Here is a 25,885-nt window from a genome sequence, read left to right on the forward strand (position 1 = left end):
GGGTATGTGCCCGTTACCGGTGCTGTTTTGTGCATGAAACAAGGAGGAAAGCAATGACGGAAGCTGTTCTTTCGGAGGTGGAGGGCCTTGCGGTCTCGCGGGTCGGCCATATGGGGCGGTTGGTGCTGGACCGGCCAAAGAAGCTCAATGCGCTGGATGCAGGGCTGGCACAGGGTATCAGTCAGGCACTTGATGCATGGCGGGATGATGACAGCGTGCAGGTGGTGCTGATTGAAAGCAGCAGCCCGCGGGCTTTTTGCGCAGGTGGCGATTTGCGGGCTATCCGCGAGGCCCTGCTGGCTCAGGGCGTAGGGCGGGCTTTCGCGCTGATGGACCAAGCTTATGACACCATGCGCCAGCTTGCTGCCTACCCCAAGCCTGTCGTGTCGTTTCTCGATGGCATCACCATGGGGGGTGGTGTGGGGCTTGGCTGTCATGTGCCGTGGCGCGTGGTGACAGAGCGCTCCGTGCTGGCCATGCCCGAAACCGGGATAGGGCTCGTGCCTGATGCTGGTGGCTCGTGGCTGCTTTCACGCACGCAGGGCCTTGCCGGGCTACGGCTGGCCCTGACAGGAGGGCGTATGGATGGGGCGCAGGCCGTAGCCATGGGGCTGGCGGATATTCATACCCATTCAGAGGCACTGGACAGTTTGCGGGCCGCACTGGCTCACACCCTGCCAGAGCAGGTTTTTGCGTCCGTTCAGTCTGATGCGCCAGCCAAAGCGGCTGTGGCGCTTCCGCCTGAACTGGAGCAGTGCTACGCGGCCGCCACGGTTGCGGAGGTTATGGAGCGGCTACAGGCATGCGACCTGCCACAGGCCCAGCAGGATCTGGAAGACATGCGCCGTGCCAGCCCCTTTTCTCTTGAGGCCGCATGGCATGGCTGGCACCGCGCCCGACAGGTGGACACGCTGGATGCCGCGTTTGATGTGGAGCGTAGCCTTGTGCGGCTGGTGCTTGAACGCCCTGATATTGCAGAGGGTATTCGTGCCCGGCTGGTAGACCGTGATAATGCGCCGGTGTGGCAGCCTGCCCGTCTGGCGGATATTCCAGCCCCGGTATTGCAGGCGTTGCACGTATTGTAAGGCAGAAAGGGAAAATAGGTCGAAAAAGCGCAATTGCGGTGTTTTTCGGCCTCCCCCGGCGGGAAGAACCAGCCGGGGGAGCACAAGCCACGGGAGAGTTCGGGAGGGCCGTGGCTTGATGGGGACGACCGTGTTGGGCCGGTTCAGGCAGCCGCAGTCGTATAGACCACAGGGGCCGGGGCAGGGCGGCCAACCGGCAGCACATCATGGCCGAACTGGGCTTCCAGCACTTCGGCGGCGGCCAGATACACGGCAGAGAAGCCACAGAAGAGGCCTTCATACCCGGCAACAATGCTCAGGCCGGGAATTTCAAGCAGTTCCGCAAGGCCCAGCATGGCGAACAGAACGACAAGCGAGCCAAAAATGACCTGATGCGCGCGGGTGGCCCGCAGCGTGCCCACAAACATGAACAGCGTGAACAGGCCCCAGAGCAGCAGGTAGCTGCCGACCATGGCCGGGGTGCTGGCCGGTACGATGCCGGTATGCGGCAGGGCAATGAGGGCTACGAGCGAAATCCAGAACGCACCGTAAGAGACGAAAGCCGTCAGCCCGAAAGTGTTGCCCGAGGGGTATTCAAGCAGGCCGGCCAGAATCTGGGCAGCTCCGCCCACCACCAGACCCATGGCCAGAATGGCCGATCCCATGGGCAGCAGGCCCGAATTGTGGAGGTTGAGCAGGATGGTCGTCAGGCCGAACCCGACAAGCCCAAGCGGGGCAGGGTTGGCTTTTTTGGGAGCAGAGTCACCTGAATGCGCCATGATATGTCTTCTTATTGATAATTGTTTCTATGACATATCTATAAAAGCGCTACGGCGTTCCAGTTCTTTAAAAACGGCTTTAAGCTGATAAAATTAAATTCATTGAGTACACTCTGTTGTTGAGGAACTTTCCTGAATTTGTATAGCCCCATGTAAAATTTCATGGAAAAACCACATCGTTTCGAAATCGTATTTTTATCGGGGCATGACGGTCACCGCAATGACAGGTGCTCCGGACTGAGCAGAAGAGGGTTCCGCCACAGCATGGATAGGGCCATGGTGATGAAAGAACCCCGGCACAGCCAGAATGATGCTGGCCGCCTGTTCCAGACAGGACACAACGCGATCACGGTTGATGACCAGTCCTTTTTCTTCCGTGGTTATGGTTTCGATCTGGTGGGCGGCATGGCGTAGCGCCTGCGCTGTGGCGGCGGGGTTTTTGTGCAGGTTGGAAAACGCCAGCATGGCAGTTTCCAGCGCTGCGCGCGCCTGAGGGTCCAGCCCGGCATGAGTCACGTTCCAGCGTAGCCGCACGATAAGCCGCCCGAGCGAGAGCACGGTAAAGGCTGCATCCGTGTAGCCTTGGCGGTCCAGCCCCGAGGGCACAAAGGAAAGCCGCATCATCAGCCGGGAGATTTTCTGAAGCTGCATGCCCTCCCATGCAACCCATTGCATGCCCCCGCGTGTGGGGGCATTCGCCAAATGCTGCACCGCGCGAACAAGGGATGAGACGAGGCGCGCAGCATCCAGCCGGTGGTCGGCTGGCAGAATAACGCGGAACACCACTGCCAGCAGAGCACAGGCGGCAAACATGGTCATCCAGTTATTGGTCAACTCCATATCGTCATATACAATCGGGTTGTTGACGGAGAGCATCATTGTAAAAAACACGGCGTAACCAAAGGCGGCCAGACTGTAACGCGGGTGGAACTGAAACCACACGCCGGGCAGCAGGAACAGGCACAGCGTTAGCCATAGCAGCGGGTATCCGTCTATGCGGGGCAGGGCTAGCATGTGGCACAGAAAACCCATAGGCACAGCCAGCGCCGTGCCAGCGGCCATCATCGGGCTGGCTTTGGCGGCGGAAGGGGCAGTGGACAGCAGGCTGGAGGCCGCAACCACATAGACAATCAGCAGCGGGCCGGTGCTCCAGTGGAAAACATACCATAAAAGCCCGGCCAGCATGGCAATAAGTGTGCCGCGCGCACCGTTGCGCAGGGCGGTAGGCCAGTCGAGAAAGGGCTGGATATCGGCCCCGGATTTGACCGGAGCGCGGCTTGTCAGGTTGTGCAGCGCCAGATCCATCTGCACCAGCGTGTCGCGCGTGTTGTCGAGTGCCGCCAGTACGGCGGGGGGCTGCGGTTCATGGGCCAGTCGTTCGAGTGCCTGTAGCGCTTCGCGCAGGCAGGCTGTCAGGGGGCTTGGGTCTTCCAGCCATGCGGGGTTTTCGGTCAGTTCCAGCAGGCGGGCCAGCGTGTCGGCCATCTGGGCATGAATGGCGTGGGTTTCCTGCCCGGCTTCTTCAAGGCTCAGCCAGTAGGGGTGGTAGCTGACGATCAGCCCGGTCAGGCGGCTGAGGGCAAGGCGCAGGTTGCGTACGCGCGCGAGCATGTCCGGGTCGTCTGTTGCGGCATATTCAACCGCGGGGGCCAGACCGGCCATATGGGCCAGCAGTTTGCTGCGGCTGTCATAAACAGGCTGGGGCAGGGCGCGAAAGCTGGTGAGGCTGGCTGTGCGCTCGGCGTTTTCAAGCTGTTCCAGCGCATCGGCTGGCACAGTGGCCGTGCGGCTGCTTTCAGCGGAGTGGAACAGCCAGGCATGCCGCACCGTATCGCGGAAAGCCCCGCCCAGCCCGGTCATGACATTGCCCGGCTTGCGCGGAGAGGTAATCATGAACACGCAGGCCGTAACCACAACCCCGACCGTAACAGCGGAAAGTCTGCTCATGGCGGACAGGAAAATGCCTTCGGGCTCCGCAAAGGCGGGAGAGGCGATGATGACGATGGTATAGCCCGTCAGCACGGCAGCGTAGGCGCGGAAATAGCGCAGAAAGGTCGCTACCGCGCAGGCAATGCCGACAAACACCGCCAGCGCCATGAAATAGAGCACGGGCGACTGGATAAAGGCTGCCATGATGCCAACGCTGATGGTCGCGCCAATCAGCGTGCCGATGATACGCCACAGGCTTTTTGAAACCATGGCCCCCACGGTGGGGTTGGCCACGATCATGACCGTGGTGGCCGCACTGATGGGGGACTGGAGCTGGAACAGGAAAGCCAGAAACACCGCAATGCCAATGGACAGGAAAACCCGCCCCGCATAGGCGCTGGTTGCGAGAAAGCCTTTCCAGCGGGCTTCATCGCCAAAAGGGGTCAGGCTCAGCAGGCGTAACAGCCCCGCCGACAGGCTGTGCCAGCCGGCCAGTGCGGGGAGTGCGTGCTGCGTGGCCTGCGGATCAGGGCGCATGGGTGTGCTCCTGTCCGGGGCCTGCGTGTGGGGTGGCATCAGACAGTGGGTTTTGCAGCGCTTCGGTTGCCGGGTCCGGGCTGGCCAGCAGGGTTGTCAGGCCTGTAATCAGGGTGGCGATGGTCTCGGGGGGCAGGGCGGCGCGGTTTTCGTGTTCCAACCCGGTCGCGATCTGGTGGAACAGGGCGCATTGCGCCTGCCCGGCCTGTGTCAGCATAAGGCGTTTGGCTCGTCGGTCCTGCCTGTCTGGCTGGCGCGAGACTAGCCCCTGTTTTTCAAGCATATCCAGCACCCGTACCAGAGCCGAGCAGTCTACGTTCATGGCGCAGGCTAGATCGCTCTGGGTTGCGCCATCGGGCAGCATGGTCAGGTAGGCCAGCGGGCGCATTAGCGCCATGGTCATGCCGTGCGGGCGCAGGGCGCGGTCCAGCCGGGTGCGCCATAACGTGGCCAGCCGCATGATGCGCAGGGTCAGTTCCATGTCTGGAAAACGGGTTTCGTCCAGCGTGATGCTGGCGCGCGCTTCAGTCATGTCGGCCCCTGAGTGTTAGTATGGATATATTTGATATGAAAAATATTTAGTTATAATATATAGCCAGCCTCCACTTTTGGTCAATCACCCCTCCCTTCACACGCAGGCGACGGGCCGTGTGGGCCATATGGCGGCCAGCTATGCCGATATGATCAGGACGTTTTGAGTGCCCATCGCCCGCAAGACGTGCTTTGTTCGACTCCGGTGCTGAGGAAGGATGAAACATGCAGTCTTTTTCCCTGTTGCTGGTCAGGCATGCCCGTGTGCAGGTGCCGCAGGGTGTCTGCTACGGTCGTACGGATGTGGTGCTGCATCCCGGCTGGGAGAAAATAGTTTCCGGCCTGTCAGTGCTGGCGCGTGGTGTAGGCGGACGGGTGGTGCATACCTCGCCCGCGCAGCGCTGCCTGCATATGGCCCAGCGGCTTGCCTCGGCCACGGGGATGGAACTGCGGGTCGATGAGCGGCTGGCCGAGCTTGATTTCGGGCAGTGGGAAGGCAAGAGCTGGCAGGAGATCGGCCGGGCCGCACTGGACGACTGGGCAGCCAGCCCGGAGCATTTTACGCCCCCCGGTGGTGAGAGCGGGCAGGCCCTGCGCCAGCGGGTGCGGGCGTTCTGGCGGGATCTGCGCGAGGCGGGCAAGGCGGCCTGTGTTGTCTCCCACGGTGGCCCCTTGAGGGTGCTGAGCGCACTGGCTGAAGGGCATGGGCCTGACCTGCTGCGCCCCTCCATGCCGCAGGGTTCGGCGCGGCTGTGGCAGGTGACGCAGACTGTGCAGGCAGAGGCGCAGTCAGTCGCAGCGCATTCCTGACTGCTCCTGTGTGAACGCGGCTCTTTCGAGCTTACATTGTGGAGCCTGACGGAAGGGGCTGCGTCAGGGCTGTGGGTGGCCTAGCGGTTGATCCAGCGGCGGCGCGCGGGGTTGCGGCGCTCCCAGCCCCGACGTTCCAGCTCGGGGGTTGCGGCGGGTTCGCGCGCATAGCCAACGCAGAGATAGGCTACGAACTGCCAGTTGGGGTCTATGCTGAGGGTTGCGGTCACTTCTGCGGGGTTCAGAATGGAAACCCAGCCTACCCCCACACCATGGGCCGTAGCCGTCAGCCAGAAAGTATGCACAGCCATAACGGCTGACCATGTGGTGGTTTCGGGCATGGTGGCGCGGCCCAGCCCACGGCCCTGAGCCGGTGCGCGGTCACAGAAGACAGCGATATGGTGCGGCGCGTCGTCCAGCCCCGAGAGCTTGAGCGTTGCGTAGCGATGGGCGTCCTCTCCGCTGCGGCCTTCGAGTTCGCGGCTGTTGCAGCGAATGAAGTTTTGCCGGATAGCCGCGCGGCGCTCGGGGGTGTTTATGCGCACGAACCGCCATGGTTCGCTCAGCCCGACAGAGGGTGCCAGACAGGTGGCGTGGAGTAGAGTTTCAAGCAGGCCATCAGGAAGGGGCTGCGTGAGAAAGTGCCGGACATCGCGCCGCCATGTCAGGAGAGTTTCCCAATCACGCTGCGCCGCGGCGGAAAAGACAGGTGCGGTCATGCCTTATCATGCGGGGTAGCGGGATTTCCCGCAAGCGGGGCTGTATGCACGAGGGGGGCTGGCCATACGGCGCAGGGTCAGAAAAACCCGGGTATCTGTGCCAGTGTGGCAAGGGTGACCAGCACCAGTGTTTCGGTCAGTACGGCGCACGCACCCAGTACATCACCCGTATAGCCGCCCAGCATCCGCAGGGCTGCTCTGGCTGTCAGCACGGCAGTCAGGGCGGCAACAAGTAGTGCGCCCAGCATGGAGGCCAGACTGGCGGCAGGTATGGGGTGTATGATGCAGCCCAGTAAGGCGGCCCCCAGCACGCAAAGCAAAGCGCCAAGCAGGGCAAGCAGAAAGGGGCGGCGGGGCAGGGGGTAGAGCATGCGGGCCAGCCCATCTGGCCGGGCGGGGGGTAGAATGGCCGGAGGGATAAGCAGGGCCGCACGCGCCAGACAGGCCGCCATGATACAGGCGGGTAGGATGGCGGGCAGGGGAAGGCTGGCAAGGCTTGCCGCGCGCAGCCCGAAGGACAGACACAACGCCATGACGCCATAGCTGCCAACGCGGCTGTCACGCATGATGTCCAGCCTGCGCGCGGGTGTGGAGCCGCCGCAGCCATCAGCCATATCGGCTAGCCCATCTTCATGCAGGCCGCCGCCCAGTATGGTCTGTGCTGACAGGGCCAGACAGGCCGCGACAAGCGGAGGCATATGCGCCAGTTGTGCCAGTAGCAGAATAACCCCGGCAAACAGGCCGATACCGCCGCCAATAAGTGGCCAGCACCAGAGCGAACGCGCCATGGGCCATACGGCGCTGGTGTTGCGGTATGGCGCAGGCAGCAGCCGGGTAATGGGCAGGCGGGTCAGCAGGCCCAGACCGCAGGCAAGGTGCAGGCGCACCGTGTCCAGCGTGGCCCGGAGGGAGGGGTTAGTGCTCAAGCGTATCAGAGCGGGAGACGGCGGCCTCGGCAAAGGTGGCCATGCCGGTGTGGCAGGCTAATGCTCCGCGCAGAATGGCGACGGCAAGGGCAGCCCCCGAGCCTTCTCCCAGCCGCAGGCCAAGGCCTAGCAGGGGTTCCATGTTCAGATGGCTGGCCAGCCGGTGTGTCTGGCCAGTGAGGGTGGCACAGTGCGAAAGACAGGTATGGGCCAGTCCTTCAGGGTGCATTTGTGCCAGTGGCGCAACCGCTGCCAGACATACAAAGCCATCCAGCAGCACGGGTATGCCCATATGGCGCGCGGCCAGCGTGGCCCCCAGCATGGCCGCCAGTTCAAACCCGCCCACACGGCGGGCTATTTCCAGCGGGCTGGACAACTGTGGCGCATGGTAGCGCAGGGCCTCCTGCACCACGGCGGCTTTCTGGGCCGTGCCGTATTTATCCAGCCCCGTGCCTGCCCCTGCCCAGTCCGTGCCGGTACCGCCCGCCACGGCCGCGGCCATGGTAGAAGCGGCGGTGGTGTTGCCAATACCCATTTCGCCCAGGCAGAGCAGGTCACAATCTGCTGGTACGGCGTTGTAGCCTGTGGCCACGGCCTGCACGAAGGCATGCTCGCTCATGGCGGGTTGGGTGGTAAAATCCGCAGTAGCGCGCAGGCCGTTGACGCACACGACTTCCAGTGCCGCATCCACTGTGCGGGCAAGCTGGTTAATGGCTGCACCCCCACGCTCGAAATTGCTGACCATCTGGGCTGTGACTTCCTGCGGCCATGGCGAAACGCCCTGTGCGGTTACGCCATGATTTCCCGCAAAGATAATCACCTGCACCCGCTCAAGCCGGGGCGTGACCCGGCCCTGCCACCCCCCGAGCCAGCGTGTCAGCTCCTCAAGGCGGCCAAGGCTGCCGGGGGGCTTTGTCAGTTGCGCTTCGCGCAGGGCAATGACTTCCTGCGCTGTGGAGTCGGGTTCGGGCAGGGTGGCGCACAGGCGGGCAAGGTCCTGAAAGGATTCGGGAGCCGGTGGGCGGGCGGGCATGGAGTTCTGTCTTGACGGCGCCGGGGCGCTGGACAACGGATGGGGGGCTGGCAGCGGCGCGGACGGCATGGCGGAATGTCCTGTGCGGTGGCAAAAACGGCAAGGCGGCGTGCACCCGGAGTGGTGCGGTCGCCCGGAAACTGGGCGGGGAGAGCATCCCCTGAAAAGGCGGATTATCGCATGAGTGGCGTTGTGCTCAACCTTTCCGATACAGGGCTGGCCGGAACCTTGCTGGTTCTGGGTGGTGCACGCTCGGGCAAAAGCCGTCTGGCAGAGGCCTGCCTGACAGCCCTGCCCGGCCCCCGGCTTTATGTCGCCACAGGCCGGGCATGGGATGAAGAAATGGGGGCCCGCATAGCCCAGCACAAGAGCGCGCGCGCTCATGCGGGCTGGCAGACAGTGGAGGAACCGCTGGATGTGCCGGGCGTTCTGGAACAGCATGCGCATATGCCTGTCCTGCTGGACTGCCTGACCCTGTGGCTGACCAATCTTTTGCTTGAAGAGCAGGATGTGGAGGCATACAGCGCGCGCCTGCTCCAGAGCCTGTCTACCCGTCTGGCCCCTACGGTGCTGGTGGGAAACGAGGTGGGGCTGGGTATCGTGCCTGATAATGCGCTGGCCCGCCGTTTCCGCGATGAGGCGGGAACCCTGCACCAGAAACTGGCAGCGCAGGTCGGTCGGGTCATGTTTGTGGCGGCGGGGCTGCCCATGGTGCTCAAAGACCACAAACCAGCCTGACGCCGCGCCGCTCCGGCGTGTGGTGTGGGGGTTTGAGGCAGGGCCAGCCTGCTGTTACAATGAAGGACAAAAGGCGGGCTTGTTCCCGCCCTATCTGCTTGAGAGGGCTTTATGGCTGAAACACTGGTAAACACACAGCTTCTGATTGGCGGAAAATGGCGTGACGCGACGGGCGGCCGCACGATTGACGTGCTCGACCCCGCAACGGCGGAAGTCATTGGCCATGTCGCCCATGCGGACAAGTCTGATCTGGAGCAGGCTGCCCTTGGTGCCGCTGCCGGGTTTGAGGTGTGGCGCAGCATGAGCGCGTGGGAGCGTTTCGGGGTCATGCGCAAGGCCGCGTCCCTTCTGCGCGAGCGTGCGCAGGATATCGGGCGCATTATGACCCGCGAGCAGGGCAAGCCCGTAGCGCAGGCCGTGATCGAGATTATGGTCGCAGCCGATGTGATCGAATATTTTGGCGAGGAAGGCCGCCGTCTGAATGACGAGCTGGTGCCCGCACGCGTGCGCGATGTTGAGCAGCGCGTCCTGCGTCGTCCCGTGGGTGTGGTGGCGGCGTTTACGCCGTGGAACTTCCCCATCAACCAGATTGCCCGCAAGCTGGGTGCGGCCCTTGGGGCCGGGTGTGCGGTTATTGTAAAAGCACCGGAAGATACACCGGCTTCTCCCGCTGAGCTGATCCGCTGCTTTTGCGATGCGGGCATCCCCGAAGGGGTTGTGTCGCTCGTTTATGGCGACCCGGCCGAGATTTCGGAATATCTGATCGCCCATCCGGTGGTGCGCAAGATTTCCTTCACGGGATCTACGCCGGTTGGCAAGCATCTGGCCTCTCTGGCCGGTGCGCAAATGAAGCCTGTCACTATGGAACTGGGCGGGCATGGTCCCGTCATCATCTGCCCCGATGCGGATCTGGATGCGGCGGCCGAACGGCTGGCCGGTGCTAAGTTCCGCAATGCGGGTCAGGTGTGTATTGCTCCCACCCGCTTCCTGCTGCACCGCGATATTGCACCGGCCTTTTTGGAAAAGTTCAAGGCGCAGGTCAGCGCACTCAAGATCGGCAGCGGTTTGCAGGATGGCGTGACCATGGGGCCGCTGGTTAGCGAGCGGCGCGTGAAAGCCCTGACCGAACTGGTGGAAGATGCCCGCCAGAAAGGTGCTGAGCTGTGGCAGCCCGATACGCCCCTGCCCAATACGGGCTTTTTCTTCCCGCCCACGCTCGTGTGCAAGCCCACGCTGGCTATGCGTCTGATGAACGAGGAGCCGTTCGGCCCCATCGTTATTGTGGATGAATATACCGAACTGGCTGACGCGGTGCGTGAAGCCAACCGCCTGCCTTACGGTCTGGCGGCCTATGTCTATACCCGCAATGAGCGGACTGAACGCCTGCTGGGCGAAGCGCTGGAAGCGGGTATGGTGGCGGTGAACCATCATGGTATCGGCGCGCCGGAAACACCCTTTGGCGGTGTGAAGGATTCCGGTTACGGCACGGAAGGTGGGCCGGATGCGCTCAAGGCGCACACCATCATTAAACTGGTGAGCAGCCAGCACGTCCCTGCGGCGTTCTGAGCCTGTGTTATCCCCCTTCGCCCGGTCGGGCGGAGGGGGTACCCTGCCGGTAAAACCGCCTAGCGGGCCGGAAGGGGCGTATCGTGGGGAATACGATACAGGGCCTGAGCGCCCTCGCGCCAGACCTCGGTCATGCCATCCAGCCCGTGTGGGTTAAAGGCAGGCGGCGTAATCAGCCAGACAAAATCGAACCGTTCGCGCGGCAGTTCAGCCAGCGACCTGTCCAGCGACCATGCCGGGCCACAGGGTTGGGCCATCACGATCTGTGATGGGTCCTGACCGTAATGGAAACCGGGGTCGGTGCTGGCGAAATAGATAGGCTGCACAACCTGTGTGCGCCCGATATTCCATTGATCATTCACGAACGCATCGCGGCGGAGCAGGGCCAGAGAGGGTAGGTGATCCAGCCTGTGAGGATTCCAGCCCGTGCGGCAGCCTCGGCCCACAAAGGCCGCAACGCGCTGGCCTTGCGGAATATGGGCAACGGCATGCAGCGCTTGGTTATAGACTGTGGCCGACAGCGCGAAGCTGGCCGTTGTGCCAAGACAGCGCAGGGCGAAAAAACCAACGGCCAGAACAGGTATAAAGCGCAGGCGTGAGGCAGCGCTACCGCTGACAGCCACGGGGCGGGGACGAAAGGACAGAAAACCCAGTGCGATAATATACGGTGTCATGCGCATATCCGCGTAGGAGCCGCCACCAAAAGCCGAGGGTACAACGCAGTATAGTGCCAGCATGGCAATGGCGGGGTAGCCGAGCCGCGGGTCTGGGCGCATGAGGCGTGAGCGGAGCAGAAAAATTAGCATGCCAACAAGGAAAACGGCGCTGGCGATGTCAAAAAACATCCAGCGGTCGCAGACGAGCTTGGCAATCCAGACCAGCTTGTCAGACCAGTTGTAGTTCCAGTGTTCGCTACCACCATCGCCGCGCCAGAACGCCATGATGACGAACGGTGGGGTAAGGGGTAAAAGCCTAAGTAGCATGCGCGTCAGCGAGGGCCAGCGCCAGTCGCTCAGGCGGGCACATTCGGCACAGGTGGCGCACAGTCCGAGTACCAGCCATCCATAAACATGACAGAGCCAGAGCAGGGGTGACAGAATAACAAAAAGCACCGCGCGTAAGGCTGTGCGGTTGCTCTGGCCAAGGCGTAGCCAGAGGGCAAAAGCATTGAGCATCAGCGCCATGGACAGGCTGTAATTAACAAAGCCAAACAGGAAAGGCGTGTTGAAAACCAGCGGCATGGCAAACAGGGTTGCCGGGGGTACGGTGCCATGCACCGTGCGCGCCAGATTGAAAAAACCCAGCAGGGTCAGGATCGGCACCAGCATGATGAGAATGCGTGTTGCTGGTTCAAGACCCAGCAACTGGCCCAGCGGCAGAAGAATGAGGTCAGCCCCCAGATTACCGTTCAGGTGCCAGTGCAGGGCATAATACTGCTGGAGCGCGGGGGAGAGCGCATGATCTGCTTCCACCCGGTATTGTCCCATATGGCCGGGTAAATCCGTCAGCGGTGGAATGGCAGGGTAGAGAAAGGGCAGCATGATCAGGATAAAAAATCCGATCAGGGCCGTGCGGCGCATCCACCATGGCTGAGGGGCCTGAAAGGCGTGCGCGGGAGCATCATGGGCTGGGGCAGGCATAAGGCGGTCCGTAGTAATGAAGACGCGCCTATACCATAAAATCCCCCTCGTGCCTTCCGGGGGCAGCATGGCTGCCTGTCCCGGAAGGCTGGGGCCGGTTGATCAGGCCTGTGTGCGTTCAGCCCAGTGATGCGGAGTATCAAGTAGCACGCGGGGGTTGGGCTGGGCGTTGACGATCTGCTCGCTCTCGCGTCCGTCCGTGCTGACGGGGGTATCGCCCACGAGAGTGACGCGCTGGAGCAGGCGCGGGAAATCGCCAAAATCGGCCACGGCGCGGTGCAGCGCTGCCCTGTTGTCCCACATGGCGACATCGCCTGCCTGCCAGTGCCATGTCAGCGTGTTTTCTGGCCGGGTGGCGTGGGAGAGGAACAGTTCCAGCAGGGCATTAGAATCGGGCAGGTTGAAGTCCACCAGACGCTTGATGAAATTGCCCAGAATCAGGCTTTTCTCACCCGTTTCGGGGTGAATGCGCACCAGCGGGTGCCGCGCTTCGAAAACACGTGCCGCGAACACATTGGCCGACCACTGAACAAACTCCCAGTCCCGTTCGGCAACCAGATCGGTGTGGTCGTAACCATCGTTGGTGTGGATGGCCCACAGCTTGTCCGCCAGTTCCTGCAAGGGTTTGGGCAGGCCCTCATAAGCTGTGACGGTATTGGCCCATAGCGTTGCGCCGCCATATGGGGCAGGCTGGATGCAGCGCAGGATGGAGGCCTTGGGGTAGGACGACATGAAGGTCATGTCGGCATGCCATGTATTGGCGGCCCGGCCTTTACGCGCCTTGAGCTCGAAAATGTGGTTGGTGCCTTTGGCGCTGGCAACGGTCGGGTGCGAAACCAGCGTGCCAAAGCGCGTGCCAAGCTGTTCCTGCTGGCTGCTGTCGAGTGTCTGACGGCGGAAGAAGATGACCTTGTGCTCGAGCATTGCCTTGTAAATGAAGTCGATATCCTGCTCCGGCAGGTCGGGGGAGAGGGTAATGCCGTGGATTTCGGCACCGATATTGCCCCCCAGTTTGGTCAGGGTGGGGTGAGCGGGCGCTGCGAGCGGGCTGAGAGACATCTGAGCAAATCCCATAATAACGAATAAAAAGCGTTAATTTCGCTCATGAGGGAAGGCCACAAAGACTCTCAATAAAACCATTATAAAACAGTAAGTTAAAGAGTTTTTTGTGACACCCGCAGGGCGGTTAAGGAGGTCTGGTTCCGCATGGCATAAAACCGCCCGGAGCGAATCACCCCTCTAAGGTGTGAATATAATGGGAAATGAAAAAATAACAACATTGACTTTTAGTTATTTTATGACCGATAAAACGATTCGTTATCGGACTTATGTAAAACACTTTTTTTTCGGTGAATTAGCGATGTCAGTCATGTCAGCAGGTATGCGACGAATTGTTTGGACCATGTCAGCGACATCGCTTGGTTGTGGTTTGGGTGGTGGGCTTGATACGGGTCTGGCCCATGCGGCGGGGGCGTCACAGCCTGCTGCCAGCGCGGAAGAGGTAACGGTTAGCGTGCGGCGGCGTAGTGAGCCGCTGCAGAAAGTGCCTGTGGCTACAACGGTTTATACCGCCAGTCAGGCGCGGCGTGATAACGTGCATGACCTGCAGGGTATTTTCGAATTTATTCCCTCGGCCAATTTCCGCGCCAATTCATCCTCCAAGGATCGTGCGGTGTTTATCCGTGGTATTGGCACTATTTCCACATCGCCGGGGGTGGAGCCGTCGGTTTCGACTGTGATCGATGGTGTGGTGATGGCCCGCCCCGGCATGGCCACAACCGATATTGTGGGGTTGAGTCAGGTAGAGGTCATGCGCGGCCCGCAGGGCACGCTGTTTGGCAAAAACGCCTCGGCTGGCGCGGTGAACATCAGCACCAATAAACCCACGGCGGATTTCCATGCCTATATGGAGGGCGGCTATTTCTCGGGTAACGAATACCGCCTGACAGGGGGGGTATCTGGCACGCTTTTACCGTCCAAACTGGTGGCCAACGCCGATTTTCTGGTTGGCGGGTTTGACGGCAATGTTACAAACATCGCCAACAATACCATGGTGAACGGATACGAACATCGTGGCGTGCGTTCGAAATTCCTCTGGACGCCGGATGATGAAACAAAGGTAACCCTCGCTCTGGACTACATGTACCAGAACGATCTTGTGCCAACAGGCGTATATTCCTCTACCTCGCAGGTGGCGTTCCCCACCAATATATCGACACCTAATCCGTCTTTGGCAGCAACCCTGAATGCTCAGGGCATTAGCCCTTCACGGAACAACACGCAGGTGAGCAATAATATCCAGAGCCGCTCGGTGGATCATACCGGCGGGGCGGCGGTTACGGTCGATCGTGATCTGGGGGCGGGTTACAAGCTAACCTCCATCTCCGCGTACCGGCGGTGGCAGAACACTCAGGATCAGGATTATGACGGTCTTGGTTCCACCCCTGCAGGGGTGACCGATGTGCGCGATCATGGGCAGCTTAATTTCTGGCAGGCATCGGAAGAACTGCGCATTGCCTCACCGCGTGGGCATTTTTTCGATTACGTGGGCGGGTTCTATTACCTGCATGACGTGGATTCGGAAGTCTATAGCCGTAACGTGGTGACTGGCAGTGCCGCCAGCCCCAATCCGGGGCGGGGTGTTTCCAATTATGGTATTGCCAACAACAACTATGCTATTTTTGCTGAAGGTGACCTGAACTTCACAAAGCGTTTCCGTGCCATTCTCGGCTTGCGCCTGCTGCGTGATGACCTGTCTTACAACATGGCGCGTAATTCGACGGCTACGGCGTCCAACCCGGTTCTGGGTGTTCGCCCGTCTTATGCCTCGACCGGTTCCACCTCGCAGAACGGCTATGTGGATCGTATCGGGCTGCAATACGATATTACGCCTGACATGCACGCCTATTTTACCTATTCGCATGGGTATAAGGGGCCTGCGTATAATACGTTCTTCAACATGCAGTCCACCGATTCACAGGTGCTCAAGCCCGAGCAGAACAACAGCTATGAAATCGGTCTTAAATCGCAGTTCTGGCACCGTCGTGTGACGGCAAACCTTGCGGCGTTCATTGAAGATTTTTCTAATTTCCAGGCAAATTTTCTGGATAACGTCAACGGTGGCGCCGTTTACCGTATGATCAATGCCGGGTCTGTTTCCTCCAAGGGTGTGGAAGCGGATGTTTCGGCTCATGTGCTGCATGATCTGACACTGGGTGGGAATTTCACCTATAATTACGCTGTGGTGGATCAGTTCAACTGCCCTGCTGGCGCGCCGGCTTCGTGCAATGTCAACGGCCAGCAGCTACCTTTCGCGCCGCGTTGGAAGTTCGTGCTCAATGCGGATTACACCCATGCGCTGAGCGATCGTTATTCGTTCTCGGTCGATAGTGATTACACATGGCAGAGCCGCACGCAGTTTGCCCTGACGGAAACGCCCGACACGGTACAGAAGGCTTATGGTATCTGGAACATGAGCACGACTTTGCGTGATACCAAGCTCAAGCTGCAACTGTCGCTGGTGATGCGTAACGCTATCAACACCCATTATGCGTCCTATATCAGCTACGGCGCAGTGGGCGGCACGATGGACTCCATCCCGCGTGATTACGGGCGGTATGGTGGCTTTATCCTGCGCAAGGATTTCTGAGCCATGTCGCGCGCGCCACGAAAGGAAAGGGTTTTTCCCTGGGCGGCTATGCTGCTGCTGTGTCTGATTATCGTGGTCTCCACCGCGGACCGGCAGATCATTGCCCTGATCAAGCCTGTTCTGGATCAGACCTTTGGCTGGAGTGCGCGTGATTACGCCCGGATTTCTTTCTGGACGCAGGTTGCCTCGGCCTGCAGCCTGCTTGCATCGGGCTGGCTGGTGGACAGGCTGGGGTCGCGCCGGGTGCTGGGCGTAGCACTGGCAGGCTGGAGCCTGATGACCGTTCTGCACGCGGTGGTGACAACGGTCAGGGAGTTCATACTGGTGCGTGCCACGCTGGGCGCACTGGAAGGGGCTGGCATGCCCAGCCTGATGAAACTGATCGCGACGGGTGTGCCGCGTGCAGAGCGTGCCCGTGTCATAGGTATGGTTAATGCCGTGCCGAATATTGCGGCTGTCATTACGCCGGTTCTGGTTGGGTTGTTGCTGCCATGGGTCGGCTGGAAAGCCATGGTGGTGGGGCTGGGCCTGACGGGTGTGGTGCTGGCCGGGCTATGGTTGCGTGACCGGTCGGGGCCGTGGAGCGCTCAGTCTTCAGGCGTGAAACATGAACCAGCTCCGTCAGTGCCCGGAGCGGTAGCAGGCGAAGCGCTGCGCAGCGCGCCGGGTTTTGCGCGGGCTGGTGTGTGGCGTTTTGTGGTCGTGTTTTCGTTGTGCAAGGTGCTGTCTGATGCAACATGGTGGGTACTGCTGTACTGGCTGCCCGATATTCTACACACCCATCTGGGCCTGAGCCTGCGGGGTGTGGGTGTGGCATCTGGCGGGGTGTATCTGGGTGCGGGTGTAGGCGCTTTTGTGGGCGGGCTGTTGCCCGGCCTGTTCCAGACCGCCCTGCGCTCACGCGAGCGGGCGCGGCGTCTGGTCATGGGGGTGGCCGCAGCCTGCGTGGTGCCCATGCTGTTTGTTTACGACAGCCACACGGTTGTCGTCAGTCTGGGTATTTTTGCACTAACACTGATGGCCCATCAGGTTTTTTCTACCAATCTTTTCGCGCTCATGACCGAGTGGGCGCCAGCCCCGCTTGTCGGGCGGATTATGGGGATTGGCGCATTTTGCGGCAATCTGGGTGGAGCCGGGCTGTTATGGCTGACAGGCTGGGTGCCCATGCCGGTGGTTCTGGGGCTGTGCAGCTTGTCCTATCTGGTAGCATGGGGGCTGTTATGGGTATGGGCCTCTCCCGACTGGTTGGAGCGCGTCTTTGGCGCGCCCCGGCAGGGTGGGGCAGAGGCGGCAGGGCCATCTCTGCACAGCCGGAATGTTGTGCGTGCGCCGGTCGAGCGCATGGTTCCGGCAGAGTAGCCACAGGTAGTTGAAGCGGCTTTGGTTTCATTTCGCGTTTTTTGTTTTCTGACAGGATTGTTGTATGGACTGGTTTCCTTCTCCCGCACGGTATGAGGCCGCATCTTTTCGGCGTTGTGGTCTGTCCGGTCTGGATTTGCCGCCTATTTCTCTCGGGCTTTGGCATAATTTTGGCGAGACAGATGTATTCGCAACCGCTCGTGCGGTAGTGCGGCGGGCATTTGACCGGGGCGTGACCCATTTTGATCTCGCCAATAATTACGGTACGCCTTACGGCTCAGCCGAGCGCAATTTTGGTGAAATCCTCAGGCGTGATTTTCAGGCTCATCGTGATGAACTGGTGATCACCACCAAGGCTGGGTGGGATATGTGGCCCGGCCCATATGGTCAGGGTGGTTCGCGCAAATATCTGCTGGCATCGCTGGATCAGAGCCTTAAACGCATGGGGCTTGAGTATGTGGATATTTTCTATTCGCATCGCCCCACCCCCGATGTCCCGCTGGAAGAGACCGTTGGCGCGCTGGTGCATGCGTACCGGCAGGGCAAGGCGCTGTATGTTGGTATTTCCTCCTACGATGTGGCAGGCACGCTGAAAGCGGCTGAAATCCTGCAGCGCGAAGGCGTGCCTTTGCTGGTGCATCAGCCGGTTTATTCGCTACTCAATCGTGATATCGAGCACGGCCTGCTGGATGCGCTTGAAAAAATTGGTGCGGGCTGTGTCGTGTTTTCGCCGCTGGCACAGGGGCTGCTGACCGACAAATACCTGAACGGCGTGCCCGAGGAATCCCGCGCGGCCAAAAGCCGTTATCTGGACAAAGGCGCACTTACGCCTACCCTCTTAACAGTCGTGCGTGAACTCAATGACCTTGCCCGCGCACGTGGCCAGAGCCTTGCCCAGATGGCCATTGCCTGGACCCTGCGTGACAGGCGGGTAACATCTGCCATTGCGGGGGCGCGCACGGTGGCTCAGCTTGATGAAACCCTCGATGCGCTCAAAAACGCTACATTTAGCGCAGAGGAACTGGCCCGGATCGAACGCAGCCTGTCCGCCCTCAAAGGGTAAACCACAAAGGCCCCGGTCTATGCCGGGGCCTGTCTGGTGTTCAGAACGATGCGGCAAGGCTGACATTGAAGGAGCGCCCCATGCCGGGCACGCCGATATGCTGGCCAGTGCTTTTTTCGGTTTCCACCAGAATACCACCCAGTGGCATGTAGTAACGCTGGTTGAAAATATTATCGATCCCAGCGCTAAGCGTCATCATATGCCATGTGTAGCTGCCCCCCAGATTGAGCAGCGCGTAACCTGGTGTGCGGGGTTCAAGGCGGATCTGGTCTACTGTGGTTTTGGATTTGACCAGTTCCAGTTCTACCCGCCCTGTCCACCGGCCTACGGTTTCGTTCAGGGCCAGCGTGCCATGGAGCGGCATCTGCTGGTACAGGCCTGAATGGCTGACCATATCCTGCCCGCGTACCCAGCTGAGCGTGCCTGCCAGTTCGCCCTTGCCGTAGGCGGGCGTATTCCACACCGTATAATGGCCGGATGAGTTGATGCCGTACATCTGGGCATCATGGTTGACGAACTGCAGGAGCGAGCCGTTCAGTTTATTGCTGCTGCTGGCCAGCGAGCGCAGCACCTGCACGTTGATGTAGTTATGAACATAGGTGTAATAGGGCTGTACTTTCAGTTCCCAACGGTTTTCCGCCGAAGGGTCGTGCCAGCGGAATGTCATGCTGGCGGTGTGGCCGACTTCGGATTTCAGGTCGATATTGCCGACATAGCCGTTACCATCGCCAAACCAGCCGATCATGGTTGAGGCCATGGTGCCCCGGCCCCATGCGTAGCGCTCGTACAGGTTAGGCGCGCGAGATTTGCGGGCATAGCCTGCTTCAATATCCAGATCATCCCGCACACGGTAACGCGCCATGGCTGTGACATCGAAATTTACATCCGTGCGGGCGTGGTTGCGGGCGTTGAAAGCCTGTGCCGCCTGCGCGTCCGTGGCGTTCATCATGCCGGTCCATGAATACGGGGCGACATTGCCGGTATCCATCATCACCAGATCATTGCGCAGGCCCAGCAGGGTGGACAGGCGCTCTGTCCAGTGGGCCTCCCATTCGGCAAAATGCCCCAGCCGGTCACGATGGCCGTTATTGATGGTGTGGAATGTATCCGGTCCCATCATCATGCTGCCTGCTATGGGCGGCCACCAGTCGTTCAGCCCTTCATGGTCGAAGGAGCTGCCAAGGCGTAATGTATGAGCCAGCCCGAGCGGGATTGTAGCCTTGAGTGCATATCCGGCGGTGCGGGAATCATCGTTCATTGGCATGTCGCCGGTTTTGTCGGGCAGCATGTTCATGGCATGGGTGACACGCCGCCAATAGCCGCGTGCTTCCAGAGTGCCCCAGTTGAATGTGCCTACGTATTTACCGTTCACGGCGGTGGAGCGGTTGTTGGTCATATCCATATACTGGTTGGGAAAACCCTCGCGCGGGGCATCCTGCTGGCTGAACGTGAGCACGAACAGGTGGTTGCGCTTGTGTATGCCCAGGGTAACATCATGCGTATAGCGCAGATATTCGGTAGACAGGACGCGGCCAAGACCGCCGCCTGCATCATAATCTCCCGATTCATCATACGATGCGTTGTAGCGCAGGCTGAGTATGTCATTGGCCACGGTCAGGCTGCCTGCGGCCGAATAGGCACCGCCATTGCTGCGATAGGTGCCGCGCGCGCGCCCTGTCACCAGAATTTTGCCATGGCGGGCAAAGCGCGGGTCTGCCCGCTCTACGTTGATGGTGCCGCCCAGACTGTCTCCTCCATTGCTCACGGGGGTCAGGCCTGCCGTTGCGGTGGCGGTCTGCACGCTGTCGGGATCTATGTAGGACAGCGCTGGGTTCATGTGGTTTGGGCAGGCGGGGGCGATGCGCACACCGTCCACCACGGTTGCCACACGATCATCCGCCATGCCGTTGAGCACGGGCAGGTTGGCCAGACGACCACCGCCGTAGGTGGAAACACCGGGCAGGTTCTGTAACAGCGAGGCAGAGTCCGGGCTGGAAAGACGCGACATCCGCTGGCTTGCCTTATCGGGGCTGGAGGCGGAAAGCGGGGCATCGGCAAGAGAGGGTTCATCCTGCGTGCCATCGGCCTGCGTGGTGGAAATATCCACGCGGGGCAGGGTTACGATGGTTCCGGCAAATGCGGGCTGGATCATGCCAAAAAACGCAATGACCCATGGGCAGCCATAAGCGATACGGCCGTTATGAAAGCGGGACATACTGAAACGGTCCTGAAACTGGAATCCTCGGGGGTCACGCGCCGGTTTTCTGCCTGACCGTGCCCGCGTGCATGACTTTTTCGCGCAGGCCAGTCAGGTGGCATGCTGCGGCAAAAGATGTGCGTTATGGCTGTCGAGCAGAAAGCCGGACTATCCCACCCATGCGGTGTTCCTGTTCAGGGAGCGCGCAGGGGCAGGTGCGTGACCGGGCTATTAAATCTGTGCGAGGAAAGTGGGCGGGCCACAGGCCGGGGGCAGGCCGAGGCTGATAGCCGGACAATGCCCTATGTGTGCTGTTGGCAGGGCAGAACGGTGCCAACCCAGCAGCAGAGTAGGCAGCGTGATAGCGAAAGAAGGAATCGCTACGGTAAGGGTAAGGAAAGAGCAGAGCGGACAGCCACCGTTATCGTGGCTGTGTTCCGGGCAGTCCGAGGGCGGGGCCTGACCCGGTGGGGCCATGCCCGCCCGGTGGTAAAGGGGGGCGTGTGTGTCAGCCGGTGCGGGGTGGTGGGTATCCTGCGCGGCAGTGCCCATGTCCATGCCCGACATGCCCATCGGCATGGCCTGATGCGCAATTGTGGCGGTCTGGTTGGGGGCGATATCGATCCCGGTAACGCGGATCAGGGTTGCACGTGGGAGTTCGTTGGGTAGCGAGAGCGTCTGTATGGCCTGCAGGCCCGTAAAGCCACCAAGCGTCAGCAGCAGGAGCGGCCAAAGCAACAGCTTTCTGAGCATGGGGTGGCGGACAGACATCACGAAATCCGGTTGCTACAACTGGGCCACATGCGCGGGGGCTGGGGCGCTCCGGTTGTGCGCCTGTTAGCGGGTCTCTGTCAAATATCCGTGGCCTATGGCATTCTTGGTGCCGGAAGGCAGGTTGAAACGGGATGACTAACGCAAGAACAATGCCCGGTGCGGATATGTGGCAACGCCTGATCCCTCCTGATGACAGGGCAGAGAGCGGGTTAGCGTCCCGTCATGGTTACGGGCGGCTGGCTGGTGTTGTTGCGGTGGCGCTGGCTGTGCATGGGCTTGTTGCGGGGGGGCTTCTGTTCTGGCCGCATGAACAGCCTGCAGGGAGCGCGCAGGCAACAATAGCCATGGTTTTTGAGCCTCCTGCTCCCCCTGCTCCGCGTCCGGTGCCTGTGCCGGAACAAAATACGCCGCAGACCGACACACCGCCACAAATGGTGCCACCGCCTGCCACAATGCAGGAAGAAAGCGATCTGCCATCCGCCTCTTTGCCGCGTAAACTGTCCGTCTCGCATCAGCAGATAACTGTAGCCCCGACTACATCCCTGACGGCACGCAGTGTTCCGCCGCAGGCTGCCCCGGTGCTTTCACGCCCGCCTGAGGCGGCTCAGCCTGAAGGGGCGGAAAAACTGTCGTGCTTACCCGTGCATGCCCGTTATCCGGCCATGGCGCGCCAGTTGCAGGAAGAGGGCGAAGCCATGGTGCAAGTGGTGCTGGATGCCGGCGGGCAGGTGGTGGAGGCGCATCTGATCCGCAGCACGGGTTATGACGATCTGGATGAACAGGCGGTGTTAACCGCGCGCTCCATGCGGTGCACGCCCCCGACCCATCCCCCTCTGACAGGGCGGATACCTGTGACGTTTCACATCCAATAAAAAACTTGTGCGTGGTGGGTTTTTCCCCTAGGAAGCGCCATGCCTCAGCTTGTCCCGTTCGTCTAGAGGCCTAGGACATCGCCCTCTCACGGCGACAACACGGGTTCGAATCCCGTACGGGACACCATTGGTTTTGCTGGGTTTTTTAAACCAACATTTCAGTAAGTGTTCATTTGAACATTTAGCGTCATCAGGAACCCTGTGTTACGGCAATTCCGTTCAGGTATTCCGGGTCAAATTGCCGGTAAACCTTTCTTGGCGTTGTCGGGTCTGTAGTAAGCGCAATCGACGACCAGATCTATTGGTACCCGGTCCATAGTAAACGATGATGTAATGCTGTGCTTGCCGAAGGTTTGATCGGCGGATGTTCGTGGATTTTGGGAAGAAAGAGCTTTTTCTAATCTACTTACTCTCTGAAAAGATGAGGCTGTTTCGTGAGAAAGAACGGAATCTTTCACTTCAGGCGCGAGGTGAAGCTGCAAATTCAATAAAATCCCGCAGATAGCGAATGTCTTCATCGGTCTCCCGATGGCCAAGAAATATCTGCTTTGCAATGCCCTTTTTCCCAAGTCTGATTGGGTAAAGTTCAAAACGGGCTGCATATTCTTTTACAAGCCAGCGCGGAAGTGCTGCGACACCCCTTCCATGCGCCACCATGACCAGCATGATGTCGGTCGTTTCGATCTGCTTCTGCTGTCGTGGAGCAATCCCTGCTGGTTGCAAAAACTGCGTGTAAATATCAAGACGTTCAGACGGCACGGGATAGGTAATCAATGTTTCATCGGCAAGCTGTTCTGGCAAAACAAACTTTTCATTACGGAGAGGGTGTTCGGGGCCAACAGCCAGCACGAGTTCATAATCAAATACCGGGGTGAACTTCAGACCGGGTTTGTAAAGCGGGTCAGGCGTGACCAGAATATCAATTTCGTTACTGAAGAGTGCGCCGATCCCACCAAACTGGAATTTCTGCCGTACATCCACATCGACTTTTGGCCATCTCTCCAAATAGGGCGAGACCACCTTGAGGAGCCACTGATAGCAGGGATGACACTCCATGCCGATACGCAGTGTGCCCCGGCCACCATTTGCAAATTGTTCAAGGCGGCTTTCCGCCAGTTCAAACTGTGGAAGTAGGCGGTTCGCCAAGGCTAATAGCCATTCGCCTGCCTGCGTGAGCACGAGGGATCGTCCTTCTCGCCGCCATATCTTGACGCCAAGCTGCTGTTCGATCTTGCGGATAGAATGGCTGAGCGCTGGTTGGGTCAGGTTCAGGCGCATCCCGGCAGCCGTTAATGAACCTTCTCGCGCCACTTCCTGAATGATTGTCAGGTGACTGCGTTCCAGAACAACCATGGTTCACCTCGCCAATGCACAGAATTCATATAGTCATAAAAACATATCATTTCAGTTCATTTTCATAAACTCATATCATGACCCCCTACACGTTTCATTCGGATTTTTTTCATGGTCGCAACAGCCATTGCTGCAGGTTCCGATGCAGAGGTTAAAAGCAAACACCCTTTTTATAAGAGGGGCATGATAAACAGTTCCTTGTTAGGGCTGACATGAACCGCGCAGTCAAAAACTGGCTTTCCAGCCAGTCGACCGATCATAGCTCGTTGTGTGCCACGGATAGGCCTGTGCCAGCGCTCTCTTTCGAATTTGTTCCGCCGAGAACAGATGCGATGGAGCAGCGACTCTGGCAGTGCATCAGGCATCTGGCGCCGCTCGCACCTCGCTTTGTCTCGGTCACCTATGGGGCCGGCGGAACCACACAGGCAGGCACGCTCTCTACTGTATTGCGGCTGAAGCAGGAGACGGATCTTGTGCCAGCCGCTCACATGACCTGTGTCGGCGCCACCCGTGAGGACGTGGACGACCTCGCCCATCGTTATTGGGATGCTGGCGTCAAGCATATCGTGGCCCTGCGTGGTGATCCTCCTACTGGCGCGGCTGACTACATCCCGCGGCCGGGTGGCTATGCCCATGGCAGCGACCTTGTGGCAGGCCTGCGTCGTATCGCGGATTTTGAAATTTCTGTTGCTGCCTATCCTGAAATCCATCCTACAGCGTCAAGCCCGGAAGCCGATCTGGATAACCTCAAACGTAAGCTTGATGCCGGAGCGACACGGGCCATAACCCAGTATTTCTTTGATACTGAAACCTATCTGCGTTTTTTCGACCGGTGTCTGGCTGCCGGAATTACCGCACCGATCATTCCCGGCATTATGCCAGTTTCGAACTACGAGCAGATCATACGTTTCTCAGCATTGTGCGGGGTAACGGTGCCAGCATGGCTGACGCACTTGTTCGAAGGAACCGTTGAGAACCCTGAACTGCGTCGTGTGGTCGCCAGCATCGTGGCGGTAGACCAGATCCGTCATTTACAATCTTACGGAATCAACGAATTTCATGTTTCCACGTTGAATCGCTCTGACCTGACTTACGCGATTGCCCATATGCTTGGAGCACGACCAACGGAGCACTGCGCAACGGAGAAATTGAGAGAATGTTCCGTAAAAGCTGAGAGTATTGATGAGCGAGAAGGCCCGCCAGATTTTGACGCCTCCGAACGGACACAAGAAGGTGCTCCTCCATTCATGCTGCGCACCCTGTCGAGCGTCATGCCCTCCATGACGCTCGACAGGCAGCCTGTCAGGCTGAGAGTTCTTTCCGAACGATTTCAGCACCCGCACCCAGAGCATTGAGTTTGCCTCGTGCCACGGCACGCGGCAAAGGCGCCATACCGCAGTTGGTGCAGGGATAGAGCTTGTCTGCATCGACAAACTGCAATGCTTTTCGCAAAATATCCGCGACTTTCTCTGGTGTCTCAACGGTCTTGGTAGCCACATCAATGGCACCAACCATGACCTTTTTCCCACGAATAAGCTCGATCAGATCCATCGGAACGCGGGAGTTCTGACACTCAAGCGAAATCAGATCGATATTGGATTTCTGCAGCTTGGGAAATATCTCTTCGTACTGCCGCCATTCGTTACCAAGAGTGTTTTTCCAGTCCACATTAGCTTTGATGCCATAGCCATAGCAGATATGAACTGCGGTTTCGCATTTCAGTCCCTCAATGGCTTTTTCTAACGTAGCGATGCCCCAGTCATTCACCTCATCAAAGAAAACATTGAAGGCAGGCTCATCGAACTGAATGATGTCGACACCAGCCGCTTCCAGTTCTTTTGCTTCCTGATTGAGAATCTTGGCAAATTCCCATGCGAGTTTTTCCCGGCTTTTGTAGTGTTCATCATGGAGTGTGTCGATCATGGTCATGGGGCCAGGTAGCGCCCATTTTATGCGTTTTTTTGTCAGTGTGCGTAGAAATTTTGCGTCTTCGACAAACACTGGCTTTTCGCGTGCCACGGCACCGACAACGGACGGCACACTCGCATCGTAGCGATTGCGAATTTTAACCGTCTGACGGTTCTCGAAATCGACACCACTAAGATGCTCAATAAACGTCGTGACAAAATGCTGACGTGTCTGCTCGCCATCGCTGACAATATCAATGCCAGCGCGATCCTGATCGTCCAGCGTCAGGCGCAGAGCGTCCTGCTTGCCTTCGATCAGTTCTTCTCCCTGCAGTTTCCAGGGAGACCAGAGTGTTTCGGGCTGCGCGAGCCATGAGGGTTTGGGCAGGCTACCTGCCGTTGAGGTGGGGAGAAACGTTTTCATGAAAGATGTCCTTGT

The 25,885-nt window shown here is 59.4% G+C and carries 21 protein-coding genes, 1 tRNA gene and 1 pseudogene; 11 read left to right on the plus strand and 12 right to left on the minus strand.

The window, feature by feature from the left end:
- The first annotated feature begins 53 nt into the window (after window positions 1-53).
- A complete protein-coding gene (locus ABF757_RS03870; RefSeq protein WP_415480998.1) occupies window positions 54-1,085 on the plus strand; it encodes an enoyl-CoA hydratase/isomerase family protein in 1,032 nt (343 codons plus the stop codon).
- Window positions 1,086-1,228: 143 nt separating this feature from the next.
- Here the strand turns inward: ABF757_RS03870 and ABF757_RS03875 are convergent, their stop codons facing one another.
- The 3 genes from ABF757_RS03875 to ABF757_RS03885 form a co-directional block, all read right to left on the minus strand.
- Window positions 1,229-1,843: an acetate uptake transporter gene (locus ABF757_RS03875; RefSeq protein WP_025861511.1), complete on the minus strand. Its 615-nt coding sequence runs from the start codon at window positions 1,841-1,843 to the stop codon at window positions 1,229-1,231.
- Window positions 1,844-2,038: 195 nt separating this feature from the next.
- Window positions 2,039-4,309, minus strand: coding sequence for an FUSC family protein (locus ABF757_RS03880; RefSeq protein ID WP_415480999.1), 2,271 nt, complete (start codon window positions 4,307-4,309; stop codon window positions 2,039-2,041).
- On the minus strand, window positions 4,299-4,841 hold the full coding sequence (locus ABF757_RS03885) for a MarR family winged helix-turn-helix transcriptional regulator (RefSeq protein WP_415481000.1): 543 nt from the start codon (window positions 4,839-4,841) through the stop codon (window positions 4,299-4,301). The genes ABF757_RS03880 and ABF757_RS03885 overlap by 11 nt, the downstream gene beginning before the upstream one ends.
- A 224-nt stretch (window positions 4,842-5,065) precedes the next feature.
- On the opposite strand from ABF757_RS03885, the gene ABF757_RS03890 reads away from it, so the two are divergent.
- The gene (locus ABF757_RS03890; RefSeq protein ID WP_415481001.1) at window positions 5,066-5,650 is read left to right on the plus strand and encodes a histidine phosphatase family protein; all 585 of its coding nucleotides are present in this window, start codon (window positions 5,066-5,068) and stop codon (window positions 5,648-5,650) included.
- Window positions 5,651-5,730: 80 nt separating this feature from the next.
- Here ABF757_RS03890 and bluB read toward each other — a convergent pair whose 3' ends face one another.
- From bluB to cobT, 3 genes are all read right to left on the minus strand, one after another.
- Window positions 5,731-6,369 (minus strand): 5,6-dimethylbenzimidazole synthase, encoded by a 639-nt coding sequence (bluB, locus tag ABF757_RS03895; protein ID WP_025861514.1) that lies wholly within the window; start codon window positions 6,367-6,369, stop codon window positions 5,731-5,733.
- A gap of 77 nt (window positions 6,370-6,446) precedes the next feature.
- A complete protein-coding gene (gene cobS / locus ABF757_RS03900) occupies window positions 6,447-7,295 on the minus strand; it encodes an adenosylcobinamide-GDP ribazoletransferase (RefSeq protein WP_415481002.1) in 849 nt (282 codons plus the stop codon).
- A complete protein-coding gene (gene cobT / locus ABF757_RS03905) occupies window positions 7,285-8,328 on the minus strand; it encodes a nicotinate-nucleotide--dimethylbenzimidazole phosphoribosyltransferase (protein ID WP_415481003.1) in 1,044 nt (347 codons plus the stop codon). The genes cobS and cobT overlap by 11 nt, the downstream gene beginning before the upstream one ends.
- A gap of 11 nt (window positions 8,329-8,339) precedes the next feature.
- Here cobT and ABF757_RS03910 point away from each other — a divergent pair, with 11 nt between their 5' ends.
- The 3 genes from ABF757_RS03910 (at window position 8,340) to ABF757_RS03920 (ending at window position 10,632) form a co-directional block, all read left to right on the plus strand.
- Window positions 8,340-8,492, plus strand: a complete 153-nt coding sequence (locus ABF757_RS03910; protein WP_415481004.1) for a hypothetical protein — start codon at window positions 8,340-8,342, stop codon at window positions 8,490-8,492.
- 16 nt (window positions 8,493-8,508) lie between these two features.
- Window positions 8,509-9,066 carry a bifunctional adenosylcobinamide kinase/adenosylcobinamide-phosphate guanylyltransferase gene (gene cobU, locus ABF757_RS03915; protein WP_415481005.1) on the plus strand — a complete coding sequence of 186 codons (558 nt, stop codon included), beginning with the start codon at window positions 8,509-8,511 and terminating at the stop codon, window positions 9,064-9,066.
- A 111-nt stretch (window positions 9,067-9,177) separates the two neighbouring features.
- On the plus strand, window positions 9,178-10,632 hold the full coding sequence (locus ABF757_RS03920; protein ID WP_415481006.1) for an NAD-dependent succinate-semialdehyde dehydrogenase: 1,455 nt from the start codon (window positions 9,178-9,180) through the stop codon (window positions 10,630-10,632).
- Between the two features lie 59 nt (window positions 10,633-10,691).
- On the opposite strand, the gene ABF757_RS03925 is transcribed toward ABF757_RS03920, so the two are convergent.
- Both ABF757_RS03925 and ABF757_RS03930 read right to left on the minus strand, forming a co-directional pair.
- Window positions 10,692-12,272, minus strand: a complete 1,581-nt coding sequence (locus ABF757_RS03925; RefSeq protein ID WP_415481007.1) for a hypothetical protein — start codon at window positions 12,270-12,272, stop codon at window positions 10,692-10,694.
- 102 nt (window positions 12,273-12,374) lie between these two features.
- Window positions 12,375-13,331 (minus strand): TauD/TfdA dioxygenase family protein, encoded by a 957-nt coding sequence (locus tag ABF757_RS03930; RefSeq protein WP_415481008.1) that lies wholly within the window; start codon window positions 13,329-13,331, stop codon window positions 12,375-12,377.
- 343 nt (window positions 13,332-13,674) lie between these two features.
- On the opposite strand from ABF757_RS03930, the gene ABF757_RS03935 reads away from it, so the two are divergent.
- From ABF757_RS03935 to mgrA, 3 genes are all read left to right on the plus strand, one after another.
- Window positions 13,675-15,921: a TonB-dependent receptor gene (locus tag ABF757_RS03935; RefSeq protein ID WP_415481009.1), complete on the plus strand. Its 2,247-nt coding sequence runs from the start codon at window positions 13,675-13,677 to the stop codon at window positions 15,919-15,921.
- Window positions 15,922-15,924: 3 nt separating this feature from the next.
- Window positions 15,925-17,280, plus strand: a complete 1,356-nt coding sequence (locus ABF757_RS03940; RefSeq protein WP_415481010.1) for an MFS transporter — start codon at window positions 15,925-15,927, stop codon at window positions 17,278-17,280.
- Between the two features lie 64 nt (window positions 17,281-17,344).
- Entirely contained in the window at window positions 17,345-18,343 is a 999-nt protein-coding gene (mgrA, locus tag ABF757_RS03945) for an L-glyceraldehyde 3-phosphate reductase (RefSeq protein ID WP_415481011.1), read from the plus strand.
- Between the two features lie 40 nt (window positions 18,344-18,383).
- On the opposite strand, the gene ABF757_RS03950 is transcribed toward mgrA, so the two are convergent.
- Both ABF757_RS03950 and ABF757_RS03955 read right to left on the minus strand, forming a co-directional pair.
- Complete coding sequence (locus ABF757_RS03950; RefSeq protein ID WP_415481051.1) at window positions 18,384-20,495, minus strand: TonB-dependent receptor; 2,112 nt, start codon at window positions 20,493-20,495, stop codon at window positions 18,384-18,386.
- Between the two features lie 276 nt (window positions 20,496-20,771).
- Window positions 20,772-21,311, minus strand: a complete 540-nt coding sequence (locus ABF757_RS03955; RefSeq protein ID WP_415481012.1) for a hypothetical protein — start codon at window positions 21,309-21,311, stop codon at window positions 20,772-20,774.
- A 134-nt stretch (window positions 21,312-21,445) separates the two neighbouring features.
- Between ABF757_RS03955 and ABF757_RS03960 the strand changes: the two genes are divergently transcribed.
- Both ABF757_RS03960 and ABF757_RS03965 read left to right on the plus strand, forming a co-directional pair.
- The gene (locus ABF757_RS03960; RefSeq protein ID WP_415481013.1) at window positions 21,446-22,186 is read left to right on the plus strand and encodes an energy transducer TonB; all 741 of its coding nucleotides are present in this window, start codon (window positions 21,446-21,448) and stop codon (window positions 22,184-22,186) included.
- A 51-nt stretch (window positions 22,187-22,237) separates the two neighbouring features.
- A tRNA-Glu gene (locus ABF757_RS03965) sits at window positions 22,238-22,313 on the plus strand.
- A gap of 332 nt (window positions 22,314-22,645) precedes the next feature.
- On the opposite strand, the gene ABF757_RS03970 is transcribed toward ABF757_RS03965, so the two are convergent.
- Window positions 22,646-23,539: a LysR family transcriptional regulator gene (locus ABF757_RS03970; protein ID WP_415481014.1), complete on the minus strand. Its 894-nt coding sequence runs from the start codon at window positions 23,537-23,539 to the stop codon at window positions 22,646-22,648.
- A gap of 212 nt (window positions 23,540-23,751) precedes the next feature.
- On the opposite strand from ABF757_RS03970, the pseudogene metF reads away from it, so the two are divergent.
- Window positions 23,752-24,663, plus strand: a pseudogene (metF, locus tag ABF757_RS03975) (methylenetetrahydrofolate reductase [NAD(P)H]); the annotation flags it as partial.
- A 178-nt stretch (window positions 24,664-24,841) separates the two neighbouring features.
- Here the strand turns inward: metF and ABF757_RS03980 are convergent.
- Window positions 24,842-25,870: a methionine synthase gene (locus tag ABF757_RS03980; RefSeq protein ID WP_415481015.1), complete on the minus strand. Its 1,029-nt coding sequence runs from the start codon at window positions 25,868-25,870 to the stop codon at window positions 24,842-24,844.
- Window positions 25,871-25,885 lie beyond the last annotated feature (15 nt).

The sequence above is a fragment of the Acetobacter papayae genome (assembly GCF_047721125.1).
Classification (GTDB): domain Bacteria; phylum Pseudomonadota; class Alphaproteobacteria; order Acetobacterales; family Acetobacteraceae; genus Acetobacter; species Acetobacter papayae.